The following is a 19,717-nucleotide window of genomic DNA, read 5'->3' as shown; positions in this document are numbered from 1 at the left end:
ACGATTGCCCGCCGGGATCGAATAGTTGGCTGTGCGCTGGAAGACGTACAGATGATCGGCTTCCTCCGCGATGAGCGGAATCGACTGCATCCCGGCCCACCCCGGGGGAGTACCGGAGTTACCGGCCCTCGGTCAGACCCGGCTGCGGCCGGTCACGAGCTTGACGAGGAACAGGAGGATGCACGCACCGGCCAGGCAGGTGACGAAGCTGAACAGCCAGCCACCGCTCTCGACGTCGGCGCCGAGGAGGCTGAAGATCCAGCCGCCGATCAGGCCGCCGATGATGCCGACGACGATGTTGAGCAGGATGCCCTGCTGGGCGTCGGTACCCATCAGTTTCGAACCGATCCAGCCGGCGAGGCCGCCGATGATGATCCAAGCGATGATGCTCATTGACAACATAGCGTCGAGTCTCCTTTTTCCGTTATCGGTGTCGCGTCGGGGATTCCCCGGTAGAAGCGTCGATATACCTTGTGCTGCAATATATTTCGAGTTGCATTCAGGGGGTCACCCGCCGATCATCACCGATGCGGTGAGGATGCCTCCGGCGGTGGCGAGCGCGACCAGGGCGCCGAGGGGTGCCGAGTGGGTGAGAACGGCGGCCGGGATTCCCGTCACGCCGATGCCGGCGAGAGCGAGGGAACCCGAGAAGCCGATGGGGTGATCTGCGAGGCGGGTGGGGGATCCGTCCGGGGTTTCGAGGTCGTTCCCGCGTGAGGTGATCGGGCGTCCGGCGATATCGGCGTGCATAGTCGTCCTCTCCTGCACGGCGCTCGTGCGCCATCGGGGGCGTACCTGCTGTGTGACCGGAGGATGCCCGTTGCGTGACGGATCGATACCTGTGGGAAGGCCGATGCGTTCGAGTTCAGGCGGATGCCGGGCGTAGTGCCCGACGTTCCGTCTCGGACAGTCCGCCCCACACGCCGTGCGGTTCCCGGACGGCGAGTGCGTGATTCAGGCAGGCCACTCGCACCGGGCAGCTGATGCACACGGTCTTCGCGGCGATCTCGCGGCGGCGGCGCTCACGGCGGGACTCGCCGGTCGGCGCGAAGAACACTGCCGAGTCCGTGCCGCGGCAGGCCGCACGCAGCTGCCATTCCCACTCGCTTTCGACGGGACGCAGACGGGGATTTCGATACTGTCCGATTCGCTTGCTGCGCCCGGTGTTCTCGGCCATTTCCATACCTCCGGCTCGATGGGGAAATCGAAATTCGCTTTCGAACAGGTGATTACTTCTAGGCCACTCTGCGCAGGCGTGTCAAGCTCGAAAAAACAGGTTTGAAGTGCGAAAACAGGGGTACGGACCCGTCGCCGAATTTCGATGTGTGGAATGGTTGCGAGCGGGGTAATCGGGGATGATCACGTGTAGCCTTCAGCGAATGGAATACCCGGATGTTGCACCCGAATCGCATCTCGGACTCGACGTGGAGCTCACCGACAGTGTGGTCGTGCTGCACGTGAGTGGGGAGATCGACGTAGTGACCGCGCCGGCGTTCGAGCAGAAGCTCGCCGAGTTGGCCTCGGTGCCCGATACCTCGGCACTGTTGGTCGATCTGCTCGGCGTCCGGTTCCTCTCCTCCGCGGGCCTGGCGGTGCTGATGCGCACAGCCGACGAACTCGAGGGCCGTTCCCGGTTCCTGATCGCCGCCACCGGCCCGGCCACCGCGCGGCCGATGACGCTCGTGGGAATGGCCGAGACCCTCGAGATCTTCCCGACGGTCGAAGCGGCACTGACGACGGTATGAACGAGTGCGAAAGGCGGGTCGTGGGGGCTACGGCGGATCGGAACCTGGTGATCGAAGGCGAACGCGCCGACCCGCACGTGCTCGCGACGGTGCGTCGCCGACTCGCGGAATTCGCGCGGGGGATCGGGTTGCCGCCGGACACCACCGGCGATGTTCTGCTGGCCACCTACGAGGCGCTGGCGAACATCGTCGAACATGCCTATCCGACCGGCGACGCGGGCACGTTCGATCTCGTCGTCGAACACAGTGACGAGGACGCAGCGCTTACCGTCACCGTCGTCGATCGAGGGTCCTGGAAACCGGAGAGCGACAACAGAATGACGAGGCGCGGCCAGGGACTCCGGCTGATGAAGGCCCTCAGTGACTCCGTGTGGGTCGACCGTCGAGACGAGGGAACGCAGATCCGGATGCAGTGGAACTACAGGTAGGCCCACCGGTCCCGGCGAGGCCGATGCGGGGCGGTTGAGACGGGCGGCGGCGGGGTACGAGTTCACATATTCCGACTCGAGGAGGGCCCATGAAGAAGATCATCGCTGCTGCACTGGTCGCATCCGGAGCCGTACTGTCCCTGGCCGCCTGCAGCGACGACGACTCCGACTCCGCTTCGGTCACCACCGACAACTCCGTCGAAATGCAGACGCCCACGGAGGAAGAGACCACCGCCGACGAGACCACGGTGACGTCCACGGACGAGCTGGGCGCATTCGACCAGGCCAAACTGAGTGCCTTCGTCGTCGCGTTCCGCACGGGCTACTCGGACCTGTCGGAGAACCGGGACGACGCCAGCATCGAGAACATCGTGATCACCTCGTGCAACGATCTGGCGAGCGGCGCCGACGAACAGCAGGTCACGCAGCAGATCATGACGCTCGCCGCCAACAACGACGTGCAGCCGACTGCCGAGCAGGCCGAGCAGATCTACGACCTGGTCACGCCTGCCTGTCCCTGACCTTCGGTTTTGCCTCGGCCGCGCGGCCGTCTCCGCTCACGTTCGCTTCGTGACGGGCTCGGAGGCGGTCGCGTTCTGCCGTGAGTGCGGTGTTCGCGTCCTCGAGTTCGAGAATGCGCGCGATTCCGGCGAGATTGATGCCCTGGGAAACCAGCGCGACGATCCGTTCCAGCCGGGCGAGGTCGTCCCCGCTGTAGCGGCGGGTTCCGCCGGCGCTGCGAGCCGGGGTGACCAGGCCGTGCTGTTCGTACAGCCGCAGGGTCTGGACTCCCACTCCGGCCAACTCGGCCGCGACCGAGATTGCATACACCGCCTGGGACGAACCGGGCAGGTGGTCGCGTCGATCCGAGTCCATGACATTCCTTTCTGATCGGATGTCAGATTACCTGATTTCCTCCCTTGCACTCTTCTCTCATCAGTGGTACATAATATCTATGTCAGATGACATAGGTTATCTGAGTTCCTTCAACTGAGAATGGAGTGAACCGGAGGTGGCGACCATGTTGATGCGCACCGATCCCTTCCGCGAGCTGGACCGCCTGACCCAGCAGGTATTCGGTACGCCGGCGCGCCCGGCGGTCATGCCGATGGATGCTTGGCGGGAAGGTGACGAATTCTTCGTGGAGTTCGATCTGCCGGGTATCGACGCGGACTCCCTCGATCTCGACGTCGAACGCAACGTGGTCACCGTGCGGGCGTCGCGTCCCGAGCTGGATCAGGGACGCACCATGATCGCCGCAGAACGCACGCGCGGTGTCTTCAGCCGGCAGCTGTTCCTCGGGGAGAATCTCGACACCGACCGGATTCGCGCGGAATATCGTGACGGCGTGCTGCGACTGACGATCCCGGTGGCCGAGCAGGCGAAGCCCCGCAAGATCGAGATCGCGCGGGAAACCGAGCGCCAGGCGATCAGCGCCTGATCGCCCCCGGTTGCTTCGGGAGATCCGATGACGACCGTTGCAGTTCTTGATCTGTCATCGCTCGACAACCGGTTGCTCGTGCCCGACCTGGATCTTTCCGGGTTGTTCGGTGAGATCGAGACCTTCGGCCGAGAGATCCCGGCACCGCCGGAACGATCCATGGGTGTGTCCACCGCACTGCGGGATCGCGGCGGGGAAACCGGATTGCGGTATTCCCCCGTCCTGCAGGGCAGACGACCGAGAGGGATACCACCCACCCAGCGCAGCCCTCCGGAGGGGCGGAGGCCTCCGGCCCGTAGCGAAGGCGTCGGTGCCGAAGGCCTCCACCCCGAAGCGGAGCGCCGTCATCGCTCGACCGAGAGTGAGGTGATGCCAGTCGCCGGCCAATGCGTACCTCATCCGTTTTGCCTCTCCTCCGACGGGTGGGCCCGGACGACATCGTGTCTCCGGGCCCACCCGATTTTTGTGCCGGAGCGCCATCGTGCGGCCGGGGCACCGGAGCGAGGAAACGGAAATTTCCGAAAAAGGAGGAATGAGTGGCCCGGAATGTGGGTATCAGGGGGCGTTGCTGTGACACAGAAGGGAGGCGAACGATGCAGACGAGGCAGGGGAAGGCGCCGTGGAAGACCGCTCGTAAGTCGGTCGTGAAGAGCATGTACGCGCTGTACGGGATCTCGTACTTCCGCGGTCACGGTCCGGAAGCGGGTGCGCGGGCGCGCACGGAACAAGCAGGAGGGGCGATCTCGTGGGCGTAGCGGATCCCGAAAAGGTAGCGACCGGCGACATGCCCGAAATCACGCCGGGCTCGCAGCTGAGGCTCGATGTCGACTTCACCGAGGGCGTCGCGGTGCTGCACGCCGCCGGCGAGATCGATGTCGTCACCGCACCGGCGTTCGAACGGAAGCTGACCGAGTTGGCCGCGTTGTGCGGTACATCCACACTGGTGGCCGACCTGCTCGATGTCCAGTTCCTCTCGTCGGCCGGGCTCGCGGTGCTCATGCGCACCGCCGACGAACTCGAGGGCAGATCCCGGTTCCTGATCGTCGCCGACGGTCCGGCGACCGCGCGGCCGATGGTCCTGGTGGGGCTGGCCGAGACCCTGGAGATCTTCCCGACCCCCGAAGCTGCCTTATCGACCGTATGAGCTACCAGGGACGACAGGCTGCACCACCGGCGTCGGTGAACACCGGCGCCGAATATCGATGCCTCCGCCTCGACGGGCTTCCCGCCGACCTGACCGCGCTCGCCCCGATCCGGCACCGGTTGGCGCAGTTCGCCCACGAGATCGGCCTCCCGGCGGACACGACCGGCGACATGCTGCTGGCGACCTACGAAGCGCTGGCCAACGTCGCCGAGCACGCGTATCCACCGGGAGAGCCGGGCACCTACGATCTGTGTGCGGTCGATCGTCCCGACGAAGGCGTCCTGACGGTCTCGATCGTCGATCGCGGCTCGTGGAAACCGCAGGCCGACACCAGCCGCACGCGTCGCGGGCGGGGCATCCGCCTGATGCACGCCTGCAGCGACAGCGCCCGCGTCGAAACGGGCGACGAAGGAACCCGAATTCATCTGCAGTGGAACTACGGGACGGACCGCACTTCCCTGCCCGAGTCAGAACAGCAGGTAGAACCTTGACACAGACCGCATCTCATCCGATGCCGTCCGCCCCCGAACCGGAGCCGGGGGGCGCCGGGATTCCGACGACCTTGTCGGTGCCTGCGCTGCACGCTCAGCTGCCCGTCGTCCGCATGCTCACCGAGATGGTGGCGATGCACAGCGGCTGCACCCTCGACCAGGTCTCCGATCTCAAGCTGGCGGTCGACCAGATCTGCACGCTCCTCATCGACGCGGCCGCACCCGCGAGCGAGATCACCTGCCGATTCCACGGGGGTCGCGAGGTGTTCGACATCGAGGTCACCGCGACGACCGTGCGACCCTGGCGACCGGCACCCGACAGCCTCGACTGGCGGATCGTGGAACTGCTCGCGGACACCGTCTCGGCGAGCGAAACGCCTTCGCCGAACGGGGAAACCGCGGAATCGACGGTGAAGCTGAGCATCGGGATGCCGGCATGACGCTGGCCGACATCGATTCTCCCCCTGCCGGAGCCGGGCCGGCGAAAAACCGAAGAATCGACGAAGCGGAACTCGCGGAGCTGTTCGTCGCCCTGCGTGCATGCACCCCCGGTTCCGCCGAGGCCACCGCCCTTCACGAGAAGATCGTCACGGCCTCGATGCCGTTGGCGCAGAACATCGCTCAGCGATTCGCCGGCCGCGGTGAGGACATCGACGATCTGAACCAGGTCGCGTATGTGGGCCTGCTCCAGGCGATCGACCGGTTCGACGCCGAGAAGGGGCGGGGTTTCGCCGCGTACGCGGTTCCCACCGTCATGGGCGAGATCCGTCGCTACTTCCGCGACCACGCCTGGTCCACGCGCGTACCGCGGCGGCTCAAGGACCTGACCGTGTCCATCAACAAGGTCACCGACGACCTCTCGCAACGTCTGGGCCGGTCACCGACGGCAGCGGAGATCGCGGCCGAGGTCGGTGCCGGCACCGGTGAGGTCATCGAGGCGCTCGCCGCCCGCAGTGCATATCAGCCCGCCTCCCTGGACACGCCCCTCGATCTGTCCGACGACGGTTCGGGTGCGACGCTGGCGGACACGCTCGGCGAGGAGGACGAGCAGCTCGCGAAGTCCGAGCGCTATCTCCTCCTGAAACCGCTGCTCGAGCGCGTCCCGGAGCGCGAGCGGCACATCCTGATCCTGCGGTTCTTCGAGGAGAAGAGCCAGTCGGAGATCGCGCGGGAGATCGGTGTCTCCCAGGTGCACGTCTCCCGGTTGCTGGCCCGGACCCTGGCGGAGATGAGGTCCCGGCTGGCCGAGGAGTAGGGCGATCGCCCGGTTCGGATGGGCCGGGCGAGGGTACCCACGTCACCGAAGAATGCGCTGTTCCCACGGAGGCTGTCGTGACCGCTCACTCGCACCGCGACGAATCGGACTTCGTCGTGGTGGCCAACCGTCTTCCGGTCGACCTGGAGGAACAGCCCGACGGGGCGAGAGTGTGGCGGCGCAGTCCCGGCGGCCTCGTGACGGCCCTCGAACCGGTCCTCCGGAGCCGCAACGGGACCTGGGTGGGATGGCCCGGTGCCTCGAAAGGGGAGATCGAGCCGTTCGTCCTCGACGGGCTGCGGATGCACCCGATCCATCTGAGCAAGGACGAGGTCGAGGGCTACTACCACCGATTCTCGAACAGCACGCTGTGGCCGCTCTACCACGACGTCGTGGTCAAACCGACCTTCGACCGCAGCTGGTGGGGCACCTATCGGGAGGTGAACCTCCGATTCGCCGAAGCCACGGCGCGCGCGGCCGCACCCGGAGCCACGGTGTGGGTGCACGACTACCAGCTTCAACTGGTGCCCGCGATGCTCCGGGAGCTGCGACCGGATCTCGAGATCGGCTTCTTCCTGCACATCCCCTTCCCCCCGTCCGAGCTCTTCGCGCAACTGCCGTGGCGTGTCGGCGTGCTGCAGGGAATGCTCGGCGCCGATCTGGTCGGATTCCATCTGCCCGGGGGCGCGGAGAACTTCCTGGCGCTCGCCCACCGGCTGCTCGGTCTCGAGACCCGGCCGATCCGCGACGGTGTGGGCAGTGTGGACTGCGGCGACCGGACCGTGCGGGTGGGCGCATTCCCCATCTCCATCGATTCGGCGGAACTCGTGGAGCAGGCACGCAGCGAGAAGATCCGTGCCCGGGCCGCCGAGATCCGGGAGGAACTCGGGGACCCCGAGCACCTTCTCCTGGGGGTGGACCGCCTGGACTACACGAAGGGCATCGATCTGCGCCTGCAGGCGATCGGCGAGCTCTACGACGACGGTCGGCTCGATCCGGCGAAGCAGGTGATGATCCAGCTCGCCACCCCCAGCCGCGAGCAGGTGGAGCAGTACGCACTGATGCGCGACGCGGTCGAGCTGCAGGTGGGGCGGATCAACGGTGAGCACGGACAGCTGCACCGGCCCCCGGTGCACTATCTCTACCAGCCCGTCGACCGCGAGGAGCTGATCGCCCTGTTCGTGGCCGCCGACCTGATGCTCGTCACTCCGTTGCGCGACGGAATGAACCTCGTCGCAAAGGAATACGCGGCATGTCATGCGGACGGCACCGGAGCGCTCGTGCTGAGCGAATTCACCGGCGCCGCACACGAACTGCATCAGGCGTACCTGGTCAATCCGCACGACCTCGACATGGTCGGGGACACCATCGTCGAGGCGCTCCGTGCCGATCCGGCCGAGCGCAAGGAGCGGATGGCCGCCCTGCACGAGCAGGTGGTCGAGAACGACGTCCATCGTTGGGCGGCAAGGTTCCTCGACGCCTTGAAGCGATCCGGGGATTGACGGCCCGAGCGATCGCCGGGACCGCTCAGCGCCGGGGCAGGCGCACGACCTGGACGAAGAAGTTGTCGATCTGCCGCACCGCCGCGATGAACTGGTCCAGATCGACCGGCTTCGTGACGTACGCATTGGCGTGGAGTTTGTAACTCCTCACGATGTCCTCCTCGGCACCGGACGTGGTGAGGATGACGACCGGGATGTCCGCCAGGTCCGGGTCGGACTTGATCTTCTCGAGGACCTGCCGGCCGTCGTACTTGGGCAGATTCAGATCGAGCAGGATCAGATCGGGCCGGACGGCGTCGGCGTATTCGCCCCTCCGATACAGGAAGTCCAGTGCCTGTTCCCCGTCGCGCACGACGTGCAGCGTGTTGCCGACCTTGTTGAATTCGAAAGCCTCCTGGGTCATCAGGATGTCTCCCGGGTCGTCCTCGACGAGCAGGACGTCGATGGCGTGGCCTGAGGGGCTCATGGGTTCGTTCCTTCGGTCGGTGTGGCAGCGACAGGCTGCGCGTCATCGATGGGTGGGTTCTCGGCGACCGGGAGGGTGAAACAGAAGCGGGCGCCGGTATCGGAACCGGGGTCGAGCCGGATCTCGCCACCGTGGTACTCGACGATCTTCTTGCACAGGGACAGGCCGATCCCGGTGCCCGAGTACTCCTCGCGGGCGTGCAGACGCTGGAAGATGACGAAGATCTTCTCCGCGAATTCTTCGGGCACACCGATTCCGTTGTCCTGCACGCATATCCGACACATGTCGCCGTCCTGCTCCGCGGTGATGACAACCCGCGGTTCGGTGTCGGGGCGGCTGAACTTGAGCGCGTTGCCGATCAGGTTCTGCCAGAGCATCGACAGCAGGGTCGGGTCCCCGTCGACCTCCGGCAACCGCTCGGGCCGCTCGATCCGTGCGCCGGTGTCCTCGACGACGGCGGCGAGGTTCGCCAGGGCCTTGTCGAGCGGGCGGTCCAGGGGGAGTCGCTCGAATCCGTCACCGACGCGGCCGACCCGGGAGAACGCCAGCAGGTCGTTGATCAGTGCCTGCATCCGGCGCGCGCCGTCGACGGCGAAATCGATGTACTGCCGGCCGCGGTCGTCGAGCACGTCGCCGTAGCGTTTCTCGAGCAACTGGCAGAACGAGGCGACCTTGCGCAGCGGCTCCTGCAGGTCGTGGGACGCGACGTAGGCGAACTGCTCGAGATCCGCGTTGGATCGCCGCAACTCCTCCGCGGTCGCATCGAGCTGGCGGGTCTGCTCCTCGAGCTGCCGCTGACGATCACGGACGACGTCCAGTTCGGCGACGATGCGGCGGCGCATTCCCTCGATGTCGGTCGCGAGGGAACGGATGTCGGCGGGCCCGCGGCCGGCGTCGACCCGATGCTCGAATTCGCCCTGCGCGACCCGGCGTGAGGACGCGGCCAGCCGCGCCAGCGGTTCGGTGACCGCAACGCGCACGAGCACGGCGAAGATGCCTGCCGCGACCACCAGCACGATGGCCAGGGCCGCGTACACGACGTTGCGCATCGTGCGCGCGCGATCGATCTCCGCCCGCGCGTCGTCCACCGCCTCGGTCAGGTGCTGGTTCTGCTGGTCGAAACTCGCGCGGAGCTCGTCGAACAGGTCCCTGCCGCGCTCGTAGAACGCCGGATCGGGTGCCGGAGCGGCGAGCAGGGGTTCCGCGAAGGTGGACTGCCATTCCTGGGCGGTCCGTTCGAGGGCGTCGAGATCGGCGAGCAGGTCGGGTCGGCCCTCGAGCAGTTCCCGGATCCGGTCCTCGGACTGCTGCTCGATCTGCAGGCCGTCCCGATAGGGGGCGAGGAAGGTCTCGTCCGCGGTGAGGGCGTAGCCGCGCACGCCGGTCTCCTGGTTCACCAGCGCACTCTGCAGCTGATAGGCGGCCGAGCGGGCCGGCATGAGGCGGTCCGTCAGGTCGTCGGTGACGCGCGAGTTCGCGCCGAGCGCCGCCGCGCCCGCTGTGGCGCCGGCGATGACGAGCAGCGTCATGATCGCCAGGATCAGGTTGAACCAGGCCTGCACCGTCAGTTTCGTGCCCGCGGCGGCCTGGGGGGTCGGAGTCGTCACGAGCGGCCGTCCTCGCTCGCCCATTGCACGTGCAGGACCGCGACATCGTCGCTCAGCCCGCCGTGCGGTGCCGCGAGCGTTTCCACGTGGGCGATCAAGGAATCGACGAATTTCTCTCCGCTGCAGTTGCTTCCGAGTTCGCTGGCGTACTCGAGCAGGCCGTCCTCGCCGAGCCGGTCCAGTTCGCCGACCCTCGCCTCGAACAGTCCGTCGGTGAACAGCACCAGTCCGGTCCGTTCGTCGATCTCGATCGTGGTCTTCCGCCACGTGCCGCTCTGCTTGCGCAGGCCCAGCGCCGGTCCGCCGGGCACCTCGAGCCACTGGACGTCGTCCGGGGTGCGCAACAGGATCCCCGGATGCCCGGCGCGCACCACCTCGATCGAACGGCGGTCGGCGGAGAGGACCACGCTGGTCGCGGTCGCGAAGATGTGCGACCGCGGGCGTTCGGCGACGAGCAGTTGTTCCAGTGTGTTCATCTTCGTCTCGACGTCGACACCACCGAGAACCATTGTGCGCCAGCCTATTCTCAGGTTGACGCCGAGCGCCGCCTCGTCGGCGCCGTGGCCGCAGACGTCGCCGATCAGCACGTGCACGGCGCCGTCACGGGTTTCGACGACATCGTAGAAGTCGCCACCCAGCAGACCGCCGGCCCGGCCGGTCCGGTACCGGGTCACCACATCCACATTTTCGCTGCGCAGCAACGGAACCGGAAGCAGACCGCGTTCGAGCCGGGCGTTCTCGCGGGAGCGCTGTTCACTCGCCTGCAGCGCGGCGGCCGCGTGTTCGGCCCGTTTGCGTTCGATCGCGTAACGCACCGAGCGGGTGAGCAGCTCCGCGTCGACGACACCCTTGATCAGGTAGTCCTGTGCGCCCTCGGCGACCGCGGTGAGCCCGGCCTGTTCCGCGGCGAGGCCCGTCATCACGATCACCGGCACACCGGGTGCGTACTTCTGCACGGCCTCGAGAGCGTCGAGACCGTGCGCGTCGGGCAGGTTCAGATCCAGCACGATGCAGTCGGGCCGGGTTGTGCCGAGCCGGGTGCGGGCCTCGTCGAGCGACTGTGCCCAGACGATGCCGAAGTCGATCACCGCGTCCGAGGCCATCTCCTCGACGAGCAGAGCGTCGCCGGGATCGTCCTCGATCAGGAGCAGGGACACCACGGCAGCTTCGGACCTGCCCAAGCCGCCATCGGTGTTCAACACACGTCCTCCTGCGTTCGTCGCGTGACGCCCGCCGGGCCCTTCCGGACCCGGCGGACATGGTGAACCTTTATCGAATCTAGCCGTTGACGGCCGGTTCGGGATCGCGAGTTCCCGTCCCGGAGTCCGCCCCGTCCCGCGACGCGAGCTTGCTGGGCCACCAGATCCGCTTGCCGATGTCGATCGTCAGCGCCGGGACCAGCAGCGATCGCACGAGCAGCGCATCGAGGAGCACACCGAAAGCGACGATGAACGCGAGCTGTCCGAGGAACAGCAGCGGGATCACCGCGAGCGCCGAGAACGTGGCGGCCAGCACGATGCCGGCCGACGTGATCACGCCGCCGGTCACCGTCAGCGCGCGCAGCGTGCCCTCCCGGGTGCCGACCCGTGCGCTCTCCTCACGGACACGGGTCATGAGGAAGATGTTGTAGTCGATCCCGAGCGCGACGAGGAACACGAACCCGAACAGCGGCACCACCGGGTCCGCGCCGGGGAAGTCGAGCACGTGGTTGAACAGCAGCGACGACACCCCGAGCGTTGCCGCGTACGAAACGATCACGGTGATCATCAGCAGCACCGGGGCGACGATCGCTCGTAGCAGCAGGATCAGGATCAGCAGCACCACCGCCGTGACCACCGGGATGATGACGGTGCGGTCGCGGGTCGCGGTGTCCTTCGTGTCGAGATCGACGGCGGTGGTACCGCCGACGAGGGCCTCCGCCTCCGGAACGGCGTGCACGGCGTCGCGGATGCGTTCGACGGTGTCCTCGGCCTCGAGCGAATCGGCGGGATCGGAGAGCGTGGCCTGCACCGCGATCCGGCCGTCGACGACCGTCGGGGCACCGTCGGGACCGGCCACCGGGGTGACCGTGGTGACGCCCTCGAGGCGAGCGGCCGACGTGACCGCCTCGAGGGCGCCTTCGCGGGCGACGATCACCGTGGGCGAACCGCTGCCGGCATCGAAGTGTTCACCGAGGATCTCCTGACCGGACGACGAATCGGTCTGGAGCAGAAACAGATCCGACGATGCGACACCGCTGGCCTTGAACTGCGGCAGCAGCAGCGCGAACCCGACGAGGACGACGCTGCACACCATCCAGATCGGCCTCGGGTTGGCGCCGACCTTCTGGGCGATCGAATTCCAGAACCGGTGCGCCGACGCGAGATCGCCGCGGTCGGCCTGGGGATCGGCCTTCGGGCGGGACGGCCAGAACGCGGAGCGGCCGAGCAGCACCAGCGCGGCGGGCAGGAACGTCATCGACGCGACGAACGACGCGGCGATACCGATCGCGGCGACCGGTCCGAGACCGCGATTCGAGTTCAGATCCGACAGCAGCAGGCACAGCACACCCGCGATGACCGTCGCGGCGGACGCGGCGATCGGCTCGAGCGTCGACCGCCACGCCGTGCGCATCGCCTCGTACTTGTCCTCCACCGCACGCAGTTCCTCGCGGTATCGCGCGACCAGCAACAGGGCGTAGTCGGTGGCGGCACCGAACACGAGGATGAACAGGATGCCCTGGCTCTGCCCGTTGAGGGCGATCGCGCCGGCGTCCGCGAGCATGTACACCGCGAGGCTGGCCAGAGCGAGCGCGAACACCGCCGAGATGATCACGACGAACGGCAGGATCGGGCTGCGGTAGACCACGAACAGGATCAGCAGCACCACACCACCCGCGACGAGCAGCAGCATCCCGTCGATTCCGGCGAACGCAGCGGACAGGTCGGCGATCTGCCCGGCCGGGCCGGTGACGTGCACGGTCAGCCCGTCCGGCGGGGACGCCAACCGGTCGCGCAGTTCCTCGACCACCTCGCCGACGTCGGTCTCCGCGTCGATCGGCACGATCAGCTGGGCGGCCTGACCGTCCTGCGACGGAATCGGAGGCGGACCCACCGACTCGGCGGCGAGAAACGCCAGGTCGTCGGGGGTGATCCCGGATTCGCGTTCGGCGACGACGATGGCGGGCACCGCGTTCGTGGACGTGAACTCCGCATACAACTGATCCGCGCGGGTCGATTCGGCCGACGCGGGCAGGAACGCGCTGTTGCCGTTCTGCGCGACCTCACTGAGCTTCCCGGCGAACGGACCGCCGCCCCCGGCGATCGCGAGCCACACGAGCAACAGCAGTGCGGGTAGCAACCAGCGGAGTCGCCTCTTCGGGCGCTTCGGTGGTGTCGTCGTGGTCGTCAAGCGTTCCTCCTGAAGTCGGTGGCCCTTCGCCGCGTGAACTATCCTGCCGTGCCCGCGTGGACGAGGGGCATTCGGAGCCGTACCGGCCGCGGATGGGTGTTGCCGGGCTCCCTTTTCGGGACACGAACCGCGTTAGGGTGTGGCGTGGCCGCCACACCGTCCCCGGATCGGTCCCGCACCGACCTGATCGACCGACTGCGCGCGGCCGGGTGCGTGTTCGCCGAGGAAGAAGCGGACCTGCTCGCCGTCGCGGCCCGAAGCCCGGAGGAACTGTCCGAACTCGTCGCCCGGCGCGTCGACGGCATGCCGCTCGAGCACGTCCTGGGCTGGGCCGAGTTCTGCGGACTGCGCATCGTGGTCGAGCCGGGGGTCTTCGTGCCGCGTCGCCGCACCGAGTTCCTCACCCGCTGCGCGGCGGAGAAGCTGATGCCCGGCGACGTCGTCGTCGACATGTGCTGCGGTTCGGGTGCGGTCGGGGCGGTGCTGGCTCACTCGGTCGCGGGGATCGGCCTGTACGCCGTCGATGTCGACCCGGTCGCCGTGCGGTGCGCCCGACGCAACATCGAGCGCTTCGGCGGCCGCGTGTTCACCGGCGATCTGTGCGCGCCGCTGCCCGCGTCGATCGCAGGGCGCGTCGACGTGCTCGTCGCGAACGCGCCCTATGTGCCGTCGCACGCGGTCGCGTTCATGCCGCCCGAGGCGCGGCTGCACGAACCGCTGGTCGCGCTGGACGGGGGCGGCGACGGGCTCGACGTGCACCGTCGGCTGGCGGCCGAGGCCCCCGGTTGGCTCGCCCCGGGTGGGCGGCTGCTGATGGAGATCGGGGAATCCCAGGTGGACACTGCGATCGCGACCTTCACCGAAGCCGGTCTCGCGGCGACAGTGCGGGTTTCGGAGGAGCACGACGCCACCGTCGTCGTCGGCACCCGTCCGTCGTAGCGTGCCCCGCAGCCGCCGACGGCCCAGACAGGAGCGCGATGCATGCCGCGCGCTGCTGTCTTCTCGGCGCGCCGGTAGCTCGGGCCGGATGATCTGCCCATCCGCCCGGTCGGGAGTTGGGTAATTCGCCCGACGCGGCGGATCGGCCTGCGCTCCTAGCGTGAGAGACGTTCACAGCAGTACTCACTCGGAGGTTCCCATGAACGCCGAACATGTCGAAACCGTCATCATCGGAGCAGGCCAGGCCGGTCTGTCCACGGGTTACCACCTCCGTCGCCGGGGACGGCCGTTCCTGATCGTCGATGCGAGCGACCACATCGGGGACCACTGGCGCAACCAGTGGGACACCCTCCGGCTGTACACCCCGACGAAATACGACAGTCTGCCGGGACTGCGCTTTCCGGGTGGGCCGTGGACGTTCCCCGGCAAGGACGACGTCGCCGCCTACCTGAACTCGTACGCCGAGACGTTCGAGCTGCCGGTCCGCATGCGCACCCGGGTCGAGCGGCTCTCCGCCTCGGACGACGGCTACGTCCTCGACTGCGGGGACCGGAGGATCACCGCCGAGAACGTCGTCGTCGCCACCGGCACCTTCGGACGCACACCGAAGCTGCCGGACTTCGCCGTCGACCTCGATCCGTCCATCCGGCAGCTCCACTCGAGCGAGTACCGCCGTCCCGCGCAGCTCCGGCCCGGGCCGGTCCTCGTCGTCGGCGCCTCCCACTCGGGCACCGACATCGCCTACGAGGTCGCCGCGACCCATCCCACGACCCTCTGTGGCCGGGATTGCGGCCAGCTCCCGGTGCGTCCGGAAAGCCCGGGGTTCCGGGTGGTCTTCCCCGTCATGGTGTTCGTCGCCAAGCATGTGCTCACGCGGCGGACGCCGATCGGGCGCAAGGCGATGCCCGAGATCCGATTCCACGGTGGGCCGATGATCCGGGTCAAGCGGCAGGATCTCCGTGACCGCGGTGTCACGCGCGTGCCCGACCGGATCGTGGGTGTCCAGGACGGCCTTCCGCTACTCGCCGACGGGACCGTCGTCGACGTGACAAATGTGTTGTGGTGCACCGGTTTCCGTCAGGTCTTCGACTGGATCGATCTGCCCGTGTTCGGCGACGACGGCTGGCCGAAGGAAATGCGAGGCGTGGTCGCGGACGCACCGGGTCTGTACTTCTGCGGGCTCTCGTTCCAGTACGGATTCGGGTCGATGGTCCTGCCCGGTGTCGGCTACGACGCCGAGTTCCTGGCCCGGACGATCAGTGCGCGTCGCGCCGAGGCAGCTTCGCAACCCGCCGCTGCCTGACCCCACCGCGCGTATCCTCCGAGATGGAGGACGCGCGATGGGCATCGTGGAGGATCTGGCGCGGGCACGTGAGGCGTTCGAACGCCGCGAATGGGCCGTGGCGTTCGATCGGCTCTCCTGCGCCGGCACCCTCGACGCCGGGGACCTCGACGACCTGGCCACTGCGGCCTTTCTCTCCGGCGAAGTCGACGCCGCCGTCCGCGCGTTCCAGCGCGGCTATGCGGCCGAGGTGCGGCAGTGCAACCCGCTCGGCGCGGTTCGGTTCGCCTGCTGGTTGTGCCTCGTGCTGAGCCTGCGCGGGGAGATGGCCGTGGCCGGCGGCTGGGTCGCGAGGGCGCAGCGCCTGCTGGGGGACCGGTCCGACGACGTGGCGACGGGCTTCCTCTCGTTGTTCGAAATGCATCGACACCTCGCGGGCGGCGATATCGCAGGTGCGGAGGTCGCCGCGAACCGGATGAGCGACGCCGGGTCCCGCAGCGGGAACGCCGACCTGATCGCGTTGGGCCTGATGGGCAGAGGGCGCATGCTGATGTATTCCGGGCACGTGCCCGAGGGGCTCGATCTGCTCGACGAGGCGATGGTCGGGGTCGCGGCTTCCGAGGTGTCGCCGATCGTCGCGGGAATGATCTACTGCTCCATGATCGAGGCCTGCCAGGAGGTGGCCGACTTCGTCCGGGCCGAGTCGTGGACGTCCGCCCTGACCAGGTGGTGCGAAGCCCAGCCGTCCCTGGTCCCGTTCACCGGCCAGTGTGCGGTCCACCGCGGGCAGATCCTGCGATTGCACGGGGCATTCCCGGAAGCGATCGACGAATTCGCCCATGCTGCACAGAGATACGCGGAAACCGGAACCCCGGGAGCTGCCGGGCTCGCACTGGCCGAACAGGGCGACGTGCTACGGATCCGAGGCGAGTACGACGGGGCCGAGGCCGCGTTCACCGAAGCATCCGTTCTCGGCTACGAACCCCAACCGGGTCTCGCTCTCCTGTGGTCGTGCCGGGGGAGAACATCCCAGGCTGTCGCGGCGGTCCGCAGGCTTCTCGCGGAAACCCCGGATCCCGTGCGGCGATCGCGGTTGCTACCGGCCGCCGTGGAAGTGCTGACCGGCGGGCACCAGATCGACGAGGCACGCACCGCCGCCCGGGAACTGACGGAGCTGTCCGCCGGATTCGGGTGCATCGGGTTGCGGGCGATGGCCGCGTACGCCTGCGGGATCGTCGAACTCGCTTCGGGTGAAACGGAATCCGCGCTCCGCTCCGCACGGGACGCCTGCCGGATCTGGACGGACCTCGACGCACCCTACGAAGCCGCCCGGTCGCGGGTGCTCGTCGGGACCGCTGTCCGGGAGATCGGCGACGAGTACTCGGCTCGGGCGGAATTGACCGCGGCCCGTGGGATATTCGACCGGTTGGGTGCCGTACCGGACGGACGGGATGTCGACCGGATGCTGCGGCACGGTCTGCCGGGCGGGCTGACGGAACGCGAGGTCGAGGTGCTTCGCCTCGTCGCCACCGGCTGCAGCAATCCGGAGATCGCCGAGCGGCTGGTGCTGAGCGAGAAGACGGTGGCCCGGCACCTGAGCAACATCTTCACGAAGCTCGACGTCACCTCCCGCACCGCGGCCGCGGCCTACGCGCACGAGCACGGGTTGTTGTGATCTGTGGACCGCTGCCGTCGTGCGCCCGCAACCGCTGACAGGCAAGACAGCAGCGCGATGTATGCCGCGCGCTGCTGTCTTCGCGTCGCGCGGCTCGAGGGGATGGCCGCGTGTCCGGCGTCGAATTCCTGTACCCGGGGGGGACCCTATCCGGGGAGGACAGAAAAGGATTTGCGGTAAATGGTGTTCGAGGTCAAGGTCACTCACCGGGTCACGTCGACCGGGGTGGCGGCGTGTGAGGTCCACCCCGATCTCTTCGTCGACGAAATGGGACGGGTCTTCACGACCGCCCAGGCTGTGGTGGACGAAGCACACATTCCCGCCGGGATCCGTTCGGTGGACGACGACGCGGTCTTCGTCGTCGAGGACGAGGCGATCGAGCTCGCAGTCGACTGGATCGAGGTGTTGTCCGGCGATCGCAGGGCTGCGAAGCGGCTCGAGCAGCGGACACAGCGTCGGTGGGCTCCTGTGGCCGGGCCCGGTCCGCTCGTGCGTCCCGACGTCGACTGGGCATCGCTGCGAAGGGACAAGCGGACCGTGGAGTTCGCGGTGCGGGCGTCGCATCGCATCAAGTCGCTTGGGGAGCTGGCCTGTGAGCTCTACCCTGATGTGTTCGTCGGAAAGGACAGCAGGGGAGCGTATTCCAGATACGCCGGCATGGCGATGCAACAGCCCGGCGACTTCGTCCAAGAGCTGTCGGCCGGTACGCAGGAGTGGTTCCGTGTCCAGGGTTTGAAGGAAGCTCTCAGCTGGACGTCGACCGTCGCCAAGATTCGCGACGAGTTCTGGTTGAAGCGGCACGGAGAACGCAGAGCCTTCGACTGGGTGCCGGTCGGACCGATGGGTCCTGCCTGCCCGCCGCGCAGCGTCCTGACTCCCTGACCAGCAGCCGCCGACGGCCGAGACAAGAGCGCGATGCATGCCGCGTGCCGGTGACTTCCCGGCGCGCGGATACCGCGCGGATGGCTCCGGGTCAGGTCAACGGCAGTTCGGCGAAGATGCTCGACGGCTGGGTGGATCCGCCGGTCGGTTCGACGCTGAATCCCAATGCGGTTGCGCCGGAGATGTCGTCGAGCACGGCCGTCGTCGACGGGGCGACGTCGTCGGGGGTCATGGTGCCGGCGGAGGTCATGCCCTCGGGGCCGATCAGCCACATCTGGTAGACGGTGCCCTCGCTCGGCGGGGTCACGTTGTTCATCACCAGGACCCCGGCGTCGACCTCCTTCGAGTAGACGACGGTCGCGGTGCCGCCGCCCTCGATGGAGCCCGACGTCGTGCGCACGTCGTCGGCCGCGAGGATCTGCGCGGACGTCGGGGGAGGGGTGACGTCCTGGCGGACCCACGATCCGACGCCGATGGCACCGACGGCGACGATCACGGCCGCCGCGGCGGCGAGCAGGAAGTTCCGTCGCCGATTGCGGTACTGCTCGAGCGAAATCGGCCGAGACGTCGCCTCCGGCGCGGAAGTGCCTGTGGTGTCGATGGTTTCGAGCAGACGCTGCCGGACCTGTTCGGGTGGTTCCACGGCGCCGACGGCGGAGACCTGCGCCATCGCCTCGCGGACCTCACGGACCTCCCGCTCGAATGCGGCGGCCACCTCGGGGCTCGCACCGGCGACGCGTGCCTCGATCTCGTCGCGTTCGGAATCCGAAACCGCGTCGAGGGCGTAGACCGCGGCGAGATCGAGAAGGTCGTCACCGCCGAAATCGGCATGGGTGCTGTTCGTCATCGCTGCTCACCCCCAAGGCAATTCCGCAGACGGAGCAATCCGTCCCTGATTCTCGATTTGACGGTCGGGAGAGAGGCGGACAGTTGTTCCGACACCTCCCGGTAGGTCAGGCCGTTGTAGTACGCGAGCTCGACCGACTGTCGCTGCAGATCGGTGAGCGTGCCGAGGCAGTCCGCGACCTGCTGCGTGTCGTCGCGGCGCACCACCTCCTCGCTCACCGCGTCGAACGCCGGGTCCGTGGACAGTGCCCCGTAGCGGGCCTCCCGGTCGGCGCCGGACTGTTCGGAACGGACCCGGTCGACCGCCCGGCGGTGGGCCAGGGTGATCAGCCACGACAGCGCCGAACCCTGAGAGGGATCGAACCCGGAGGCCGTGCGCCACACCTGCAGGTAGACCTCCTGCAGCGTTTCCTCGCTGTATCCCGGATCGCGCAGCACCCGCAGCACCATGCCGTAGGCACGGGCGCGCGTGAGGTCGTAGAACTCGGCAAAGGCCGACCGGTCCTCCGTCGCGATCTTCGCGAGGAGTCCGTCGAGTGTGTCGGTGCCGCCGCCGACGTCCGTCATCGGCCGTGTCCGCTCATCGCCGGAAAGCCTAGCTGGGCGAATCGGGCAGCTCAACTC

At 67.8% G+C, this 19,717-nt stretch carries 24 protein-coding genes; 14 read left to right on the top strand and 10 right to left on the bottom strand.

Annotated features, from left to right (window positions below; all coding sequences use genetic code 11):
• Positions 1–132: 132 nt before the first annotated feature.
• From ACWDUD_RS08670 to ACWDUD_RS08660, 3 genes are all read right to left on the bottom strand, one after another.
• Entirely contained in the window at positions 133–402 is a 270-nt protein-coding gene (locus ACWDUD_RS08670; RefSeq protein ID WP_197252338.1) for a GlsB/YeaQ/YmgE family stress response membrane protein, read from the bottom strand.
• Between the two features lie 105 nt (positions 403–507).
• A complete protein-coding gene (locus ACWDUD_RS08665) occupies positions 508–750 on the bottom strand; it encodes a hypothetical protein (protein WP_248675568.1) in 243 nt (80 codons plus the stop codon).
• 115 nt (positions 751–865) lie between these two features.
• Positions 866–1,177: a WhiB family transcriptional regulator gene (locus ACWDUD_RS08660; RefSeq protein ID WP_197252340.1), complete on the bottom strand. Its 312-nt coding sequence runs from the start codon at positions 1,175–1,177 to the stop codon at positions 866–868.
• Positions 1,178–1,379: 202 nt separating this feature from the next.
• Here ACWDUD_RS08660 and ACWDUD_RS08655 point away from each other — a divergent pair, with 202 nt between their 5' ends.
• The 3 genes from ACWDUD_RS08655 (at position 1,380) to ACWDUD_RS08645 (ending at position 2,694) form a co-directional block, all read left to right on the top strand.
• A complete protein-coding gene (locus tag ACWDUD_RS08655; protein ID WP_248675567.1) occupies positions 1,380–1,745 on the top strand; it encodes an anti-sigma factor antagonist in 366 nt (121 codons plus the stop codon).
• Positions 1,746–1,765: 20 nt separating this feature from the next.
• Positions 1,766–2,173: an ATP-binding protein gene (locus tag ACWDUD_RS08650; protein WP_248675566.1), complete on the top strand. Its 408-nt coding sequence runs from the start codon at positions 1,766–1,768 to the stop codon at positions 2,171–2,173.
• 89 nt (positions 2,174–2,262) lie between these two features.
• Positions 2,263–2,694 carry a hypothetical protein gene (locus tag ACWDUD_RS08645; RefSeq protein WP_197252343.1) on the top strand — a complete coding sequence of 144 codons (432 nt, stop codon included), beginning with the start codon at positions 2,263–2,265 and terminating at the stop codon, positions 2,692–2,694.
• Here ACWDUD_RS08645 and ACWDUD_RS08640 read toward each other — a convergent pair.
• Positions 2,675–3,049, bottom strand: coding sequence for a MerR family transcriptional regulator (locus ACWDUD_RS08640; protein WP_197252344.1), 375 nt, complete (start codon positions 3,047–3,049; stop codon positions 2,675–2,677). The genes ACWDUD_RS08645 and ACWDUD_RS08640 overlap by 20 nt on opposite strands.
• A 145-nt stretch (positions 3,050–3,194) precedes the next feature.
• Here ACWDUD_RS08640 and ACWDUD_RS08635 point away from each other — a divergent pair, with 145 nt between their 5' ends.
• From ACWDUD_RS08635 to ACWDUD_RS08605, 7 genes are all read left to right on the top strand, one after another.
• Entirely contained in the window at positions 3,195–3,614 is a 420-nt protein-coding gene (locus tag ACWDUD_RS08635) for an Hsp20/alpha crystallin family protein (protein WP_197252345.1), read from the top strand.
• A gap of 593 nt (positions 3,615–4,207) precedes the next feature.
• Complete coding sequence (locus ACWDUD_RS08630) at positions 4,208–4,369, top strand: hypothetical protein (protein ID WP_197252346.1); 162 nt, start codon at positions 4,208–4,210, stop codon at positions 4,367–4,369.
• Between the two features lie 29 nt (positions 4,370–4,398).
• Positions 4,399–4,758: an anti-sigma factor antagonist gene (locus ACWDUD_RS08625; RefSeq protein WP_450109060.1), complete on the top strand. Its 360-nt coding sequence runs from the start codon at positions 4,399–4,401 to the stop codon at positions 4,756–4,758.
• Positions 4,755–5,249, top strand: a complete 495-nt coding sequence (locus ACWDUD_RS08620) for an ATP-binding protein (RefSeq protein WP_197252348.1) — start codon at positions 4,755–4,757, stop codon at positions 5,247–5,249. Before ACWDUD_RS08625 ends, ACWDUD_RS08620 begins: the two co-directional genes overlap by 4 nt.
• The gene (locus ACWDUD_RS08615; RefSeq protein WP_231610564.1) at positions 5,246–5,689 is read left to right on the top strand and encodes an ATP-binding protein; all 444 of its coding nucleotides are present in this window, start codon (positions 5,246–5,248) and stop codon (positions 5,687–5,689) included. The genes ACWDUD_RS08620 and ACWDUD_RS08615 overlap by 4 nt, the downstream gene beginning before the upstream one ends.
• Complete coding sequence (locus tag ACWDUD_RS08610; RefSeq protein ID WP_248675565.1) at positions 5,686–6,504, top strand: SigB/SigF/SigG family RNA polymerase sigma factor; 819 nt, start codon at positions 5,686–5,688, stop codon at positions 6,502–6,504. Before ACWDUD_RS08615 ends, ACWDUD_RS08610 begins: the two co-directional genes overlap by 4 nt.
• Positions 6,505–6,581: 77 nt before the next feature.
• Positions 6,582–8,006, top strand: a complete 1,425-nt coding sequence (locus tag ACWDUD_RS08605) for an alpha,alpha-trehalose-phosphate synthase (UDP-forming) (RefSeq protein WP_450109059.1) — start codon at positions 6,582–6,584, stop codon at positions 8,004–8,006.
• A 25-nt stretch (positions 8,007–8,031) separates the two neighbouring features.
• On the opposite strand, the gene ACWDUD_RS08600 is transcribed toward ACWDUD_RS08605, so the two are convergent.
• The 4 genes from ACWDUD_RS08600 to ACWDUD_RS08585 all read right to left on the bottom strand — a co-directional run bounded on the left by ACWDUD_RS08600 (position 8,032) and on the right by ACWDUD_RS08585 (position 13,469).
• Positions 8,032–8,472, bottom strand: coding sequence for a response regulator (locus ACWDUD_RS08600; protein WP_197252350.1), 441 nt, complete (start codon positions 8,470–8,472; stop codon positions 8,032–8,034).
• A complete protein-coding gene (locus ACWDUD_RS08595; protein ID WP_450109073.1) occupies positions 8,469–10,001 on the bottom strand; it encodes a sensor histidine kinase in 1,533 nt (510 codons plus the stop codon). Before ACWDUD_RS08595 ends, ACWDUD_RS08600 begins: the two co-directional genes overlap by 4 nt.
• 74 nt (positions 10,002–10,075) lie before the next feature.
• Positions 10,076–11,281, bottom strand: a complete 1,206-nt coding sequence (locus ACWDUD_RS08590) for a PP2C family protein-serine/threonine phosphatase (RefSeq protein ID WP_450109058.1) — start codon at positions 11,279–11,281, stop codon at positions 10,076–10,078.
• Between the two features lie 76 nt (positions 11,282–11,357).
• Entirely contained in the window at positions 11,358–13,469 is a 2,112-nt protein-coding gene (locus ACWDUD_RS08585; protein ID WP_450109057.1) for an MMPL family transporter, read from the bottom strand.
• Between the two features lie 144 nt (positions 13,470–13,613).
• Between ACWDUD_RS08585 and ACWDUD_RS08580 the strand changes: the two genes are divergently transcribed.
• The 4 genes from ACWDUD_RS08580 (at position 13,614) to ACWDUD_RS08565 (ending at position 18,247) form a co-directional block, all read left to right on the top strand.
• Positions 13,614–14,408 carry a putative protein N(5)-glutamine methyltransferase gene (locus ACWDUD_RS08580; RefSeq protein WP_450109056.1) on the top strand — a complete coding sequence of 265 codons (795 nt, stop codon included), beginning with the start codon at positions 13,614–13,616 and terminating at the stop codon, positions 14,406–14,408.
• 199 nt (positions 14,409–14,607) lie between these two features.
• Entirely contained in the window at positions 14,608–15,711 is a 1,104-nt protein-coding gene (locus ACWDUD_RS08575; RefSeq protein ID WP_450109055.1) for a flavin-containing monooxygenase, read from the top strand.
• A gap of 37 nt (positions 15,712–15,748) precedes the next feature.
• The gene (locus ACWDUD_RS08570) at positions 15,749–17,365 is read left to right on the top strand and encodes a LuxR C-terminal-related transcriptional regulator (protein WP_450109054.1); all 1,617 of its coding nucleotides are present in this window, start codon (positions 15,749–15,751) and stop codon (positions 17,363–17,365) included.
• Between the two features lie 180 nt (positions 17,366–17,545).
• Positions 17,546–18,247, top strand: a complete 702-nt coding sequence (locus ACWDUD_RS08565) for a hypothetical protein (protein WP_197252354.1) — start codon at positions 17,546–17,548, stop codon at positions 18,245–18,247.
• Positions 18,248–18,338: 91 nt separating this feature from the next.
• On the opposite strand, the gene ACWDUD_RS08560 is transcribed toward ACWDUD_RS08565, so the two are convergent.
• Together ACWDUD_RS08560 and ACWDUD_RS08555 are read right to left on the bottom strand one after the other, a co-directional pair.
• Positions 18,339–19,094 (bottom strand): anti-sigma factor, encoded by a 756-nt coding sequence (locus tag ACWDUD_RS08560; protein ID WP_450109053.1) that lies wholly within the window; start codon positions 19,092–19,094, stop codon positions 18,339–18,341.
• Positions 19,091–19,660: a sigma-70 family RNA polymerase sigma factor gene (locus ACWDUD_RS08555; protein WP_450109052.1), complete on the bottom strand. Its 570-nt coding sequence runs from the start codon at positions 19,658–19,660 to the stop codon at positions 19,091–19,093. The genes ACWDUD_RS08560 and ACWDUD_RS08555 overlap by 4 nt, the downstream gene beginning before the upstream one ends.
• Between the last annotated feature and the right edge of the window lie 57 nt (positions 19,661–19,717).

Source organism: Rhodococcus sp. NPDC003382 (assembly GCF_053589135.1).
Note: the sequence above shows the minus strand (reverse complement) of the source record. Positions and strands in the feature narration are given on the sequence as shown.

What these genes read in the sequence shown, in the direction of transcription:
- ACWDUD_RS08670 (WP_197252338.1), bottom strand. Translation starts at nt 402, where the DNA reads ATGTTGTCAATGAGCATCATCGCTTGGATCATCATCGGCGGCCTCGCC.
- ACWDUD_RS08665 (WP_248675568.1), bottom strand. Translation starts at nt 750, where the DNA reads ATGCACGCCGATATCGCCGGACGCCCGATCACCTCACGCGGGAACGAC.
- ACWDUD_RS08660 (WP_197252340.1), bottom strand. Translation starts at nt 1,177, where the DNA reads ATGGCCGAGAACACCGGGCGCAGCAAGCGAATCGGACAGTATCGAAAT.
- ACWDUD_RS08655 (WP_248675567.1), top strand. Translation starts at nt 1,380, where the DNA reads ATGGAATACCCGGATGTTGCACCCGAATCGCATCTCGGACTCGACGTG.
- ACWDUD_RS08645 (WP_197252343.1), top strand. Translation starts at nt 2,263, where the DNA reads ATGAAGAAGATCATCGCTGCTGCACTGGTCGCATCCGGAGCCGTACTG.
- ACWDUD_RS08640 (WP_197252344.1), bottom strand. Translation starts at nt 3,049, where the DNA reads ATGGACTCGGATCGACGCGACCACCTGCCCGGTTCGTCCCAGGCGGTG.
- ACWDUD_RS08635 (WP_197252345.1), top strand. Translation starts at nt 3,195, where the DNA reads ATGTTGATGCGCACCGATCCCTTCCGCGAGCTGGACCGCCTGACCCAG.
- ACWDUD_RS08630 (WP_197252346.1), top strand. Translation starts at nt 4,208, where the DNA reads ATGCAGACGAGGCAGGGGAAGGCGCCGTGGAAGACCGCTCGTAAGTCG.
- ACWDUD_RS08625 (WP_450109060.1), top strand. Translation starts at nt 4,399, where the DNA reads ATGCCCGAAATCACGCCGGGCTCGCAGCTGAGGCTCGATGTCGACTTC.
- ACWDUD_RS08620 (WP_197252348.1), top strand. Translation starts at nt 4,755, where the DNA reads ATGAGCTACCAGGGACGACAGGCTGCACCACCGGCGTCGGTGAACACC.
- ACWDUD_RS08610 (WP_248675565.1), top strand. Translation starts at nt 5,686, where the DNA reads ATGACGCTGGCCGACATCGATTCTCCCCCTGCCGGAGCCGGGCCGGCG.
- ACWDUD_RS08600 (WP_197252350.1), bottom strand. Translation starts at nt 8,472, where the DNA reads ATGAGCCCCTCAGGCCACGCCATCGACGTCCTGCTCGTCGAGGACGAC.
- ACWDUD_RS08595 (WP_450109073.1), bottom strand. Translation starts at nt 10,001, where the DNA reads ATGACGCTGCTCGTCATCGCCGGCGCCACAGCGGGCGCGGCGGCGCTC.
- ACWDUD_RS08575 (WP_450109055.1), top strand. Translation starts at nt 14,608, where the DNA reads ATGAACGCCGAACATGTCGAAACCGTCATCATCGGAGCAGGCCAGGCC.
- ACWDUD_RS08570 (WP_450109054.1), top strand. Translation starts at nt 15,749, where the DNA reads ATGGGCATCGTGGAGGATCTGGCGCGGGCACGTGAGGCGTTCGAACGC.
- ACWDUD_RS08565 (WP_197252354.1), top strand. Translation starts at nt 17,546, where the DNA reads ATGGTGTTCGAGGTCAAGGTCACTCACCGGGTCACGTCGACCGGGGTG.
- ACWDUD_RS08560 (WP_450109053.1), bottom strand. Translation starts at nt 19,094, where the DNA reads ATGACGAACAGCACCCATGCCGATTTCGGCGGTGACGACCTTCTCGAT.
- ACWDUD_RS08555 (WP_450109052.1), bottom strand. Translation starts at nt 19,660, where the DNA reads ATGACGGACGTCGGCGGCGGCACCGACACACTCGACGGACTCCTCGCG.